This is a genomic window from Fusibacter sp. (assembly GCF_057447755.1).
This window is the reverse complement of sequence record NZ_JBVBZF010000388.1, coordinates 1-3,030: the sequence shown is the minus strand read 5'-3', so window position 1 is coordinate 3,030 and position 3,030 is coordinate 1. Positions and strand designations below refer to the sequence as shown.

Below are 3,030 nucleotides of genomic sequence, written 5' to 3'. Positions count from 1 at the left end.
TATCCTTTAGCGTACCTCGGCTCAAAACCACCAGTCTCATCCAAGCGGTCTTCCTTAATTTTAATATAATAAATGGCAGCGCTTGCATACCCTAATAAGGAGAGCGAGATCATAAAGAGAATATCTGAAATATTATTCGCGACGTAAAAATCATAGTACAACATATAAGAATAGAGTAAATCTGAAATCGGGAATAAGAAAATCCCTGCCAACAAAAACAATACACCTATATTGAAACGTCCACTTTTTTTGGTTTGAGCCATTGCAATCATCAAGCTCAAAATAAATATATCGGTCAGAATATAAAGAACAGAGGTTGAAAACTCTAAAATTGACAAATAATCTGCACTTAGATAATTAATTAGACTAAATCGAACGGTCAAAAACAGCACAAGTACCACAAGTATAAAATCTGAAATGGTCTGGATAAAATGCCATTTTTTTAGATTCTGATAAAAGTAAATGGCGCAATTTATAGAGAGGATTAGGTTGGGAATCAAATAGAGAATGCTGTAGAGGTCACGTTCTTCAGGGTTTCCCCTTAAAACATAATAATCCACAAACCAAATGGTATCCACGATTGCCCAAGACAGTACGACATACATCATCATCCGCCAATAAAGACTTGCCGACCCCCTTGGTCTTGTCCCCTTTAATATATAAACTGTTGTAAACAATAAGAGAGGCGACAAAACATTGGACATGGTCTGATCTCCAATTGATGCCACCACGATATAGCCTATCAACAATATCATTTGAAACATATTTATAAACAGCCATTTTAATTTCATACAAGCTCCATGTTTGAACGTATTCAAGAATATATACCATAATTATACTATATAATACCCCATATCGTCCAAAATATATAACACTTTTGTAATAATTACACGTATACAATGTACGCATATCACGAACGTTTTGCAATCGCTGTATTTGAATTTTTAGATTTTTTTGACTTTTTGTAACATTTGACTCTAAATTCGATTATTATGCCTTGACGTGGTTTTACAGAATGGATATACTACCACTTAAAAACCTCAGAAAGGATGATGTTATGAAGATCTTAGTAACAGAAAACATTGCCGATGAAGGCATTCAGTTTTTAAAATCACAAAATATGGACGTTACAGTCAACTACTCACTTACGCGAGATGAATTACTATCCTCCATCTCAGAATATGATGCTTTGATCGTCAGAAGCGTCACTAAAGTAAATGAGGAGCTCTATTCAAAAGCGACAAATTTGAAAGTTGTAGGCCGTGCAGGCAATGGCGTTGACAACATTGAACTTGCAGGTGCAACTGAGCGTGGTATCATTGTCGTTAACACACCGGATGCCAATACGGTTTCTGCCGCAGAGCATACCATTGCACTTATGCTCTCACTCTCAAGAAATATCCCAAGAGCCAATCAACATATAAAATCCAAGCAATGGGATCGCACGCTTTTCAGAGGCGTCGAAATGATGGGTAAGACACTGGGCATCGTAGGCCTCGGAAGAATTGGTACCATGGTTGCCACAAGAATGCAATCTTTTGGTATGGATGTCATTGCATATGATCCTTATATCAGATCAGACAAGTTCGAAAAACTTGGTATCGAAAAATTAGACCATCTTGATGACCTCTTAAAAAGATCTGATTTTATCTCTGTTCATACGCCTAAGACCAAGGAGACAATTGGCATTATCAATGCCGAGTCATTTAAACTGGTTAAAAAAGGCGTGAGAATCGTCAACTGTGCCAGAGGGGGAATCATCGATGAAGCTGCTCTCAACCAAGCCCTAATAGAAGGGATCGTTGCAGGTGCCGCGATAGACGTTCTTAAAGATGAGCCACATCCAATCTCACCACTACTTGATTTGGACTCAACGGTTATTACACCACACCTCGGTGCTGACACCTTTGAAGCACAAAAAAATGTTGGAGAAACAGTTGCCATAGAAGTATTTGAAGCATTAAAAGGAAAGCTTGTGGCAAATGCCGTAAACTTACCTACCCTTTCTCAGCAAGAGCTCGAGCACATGAAACCTTACTTGAGCTTAATGGAACGTATGGGAAAAATATATCATCAAATTCATCACGATGCTGTAGACCATATCGTCTTTACCTACAAGGGCGACTTTACACATCGAAACACCGACCCCTTTGTTCTAGCTTTTGTTAAAGGCTTGTATGAGGCGGTACTGGATACACCTGTGACCTATGTCAATGCCAGACTCCTTGCTGAAACCAGAGGCGTAACAATCTCTGAGAGTAAAATGAGTGCAACTGAAGATTTTACGAACTCGGTTAAAATCTCTATCCATTCAAAAAATCATAAATTCGAAATGGAAGGCGTCCTATTTGGCAAAGAAGATACCAGAATTGTGTATATTAACGATTATCCTGTGGATATTGTTCCAAAGGGCAATATGCTCATGATTGAAAACAACGATAGTCCGGGGATGATCGGAACAATCGGTCTGCTCTTAGGGCAAAATAACATCAACATTTCGACCATGAACGTCAGCCTCTCGAAAACACAGAAGCCTGCTCTCATGCTCCTCACTGTTGATCAGCCCGTAAGCGATGAAATTCTTACTGAAATTAAAGGTCAAAATGGTATTTTAAAAGCCTGGGCTTTAAAAATATAGTACCTCATCACATAATGACAAGGAGATTTTGATATGAAAAAAATAGCTGTTATTCCGGGTGATGGTATTGGTAAAGAGGTCACCGCAGAAGGCATAAAGGTCTTGCAACACTATTTAGCACTTCGCAATCTAAAGGAAGCAGACTTAACGCATTACCCTTGGGGCTGCGAATACTATCATGAAACTGGTGAGATGATGCCGGTGGATGCACTTGAAACACTTGATGGCTATGATGCCATTTTACTTGGAGCAGTGGGATACCCTGGTGTACCCGACCACATTTCCTTAAGGGATTTGCTCCTTAAAATTCGTCAAGGCTTTGACCAATCGGTTAACCTAAGACCCATTAAACTCCTTCACGGCGCACCATGCCCACTGAAGAACAAGCAGCC

Annotated in this window: 3 protein-coding genes; 2 read left to right on the top strand and 1 reads right to left on the bottom strand. The window is 39.3% G+C overall.

All coding sequences use genetic code 11. From position 1 onward, the window contains the following. The coding region (locus tag AC220I_RS20630; RefSeq protein ID WP_486725752.1) for a hypothetical protein at positions 1 to 791 on the bottom strand (791 nt) is incomplete at its 3' end. Between the two features lie 266 nt (positions 792 to 1,057). Here AC220I_RS20630 and serA point away from each other — a divergent pair. Together serA and AC220I_RS20620 are read left to right on the top strand one after the other, a co-directional pair. Further along, the gene (serA, locus tag AC220I_RS20625; RefSeq protein ID WP_486725751.1) at positions 1,058 to 2,638 is read left to right on the top strand and encodes a phosphoglycerate dehydrogenase; all 1,581 of its coding nucleotides are present in this window, start codon (positions 1,058 to 1,060) and stop codon (positions 2,636 to 2,638) included. A 33-nt stretch (positions 2,639 to 2,671) separates the two neighbouring features. Continuing rightward, on the top strand, positions 2,672 to 3,030 hold a 359-nt coding region (locus tag AC220I_RS20620; RefSeq protein WP_486725750.1), incomplete at its 3' end, for an isocitrate/isopropylmalate family dehydrogenase.

Excerpts from the sequence above, each read along its gene's own strand:
- serA (WP_486725751.1), top strand. The coding sequence starts at position 1,058 with ATGAAGATCTTAGTAACAGAAAACATTGCCGATGAAGGCATTCAGTTT.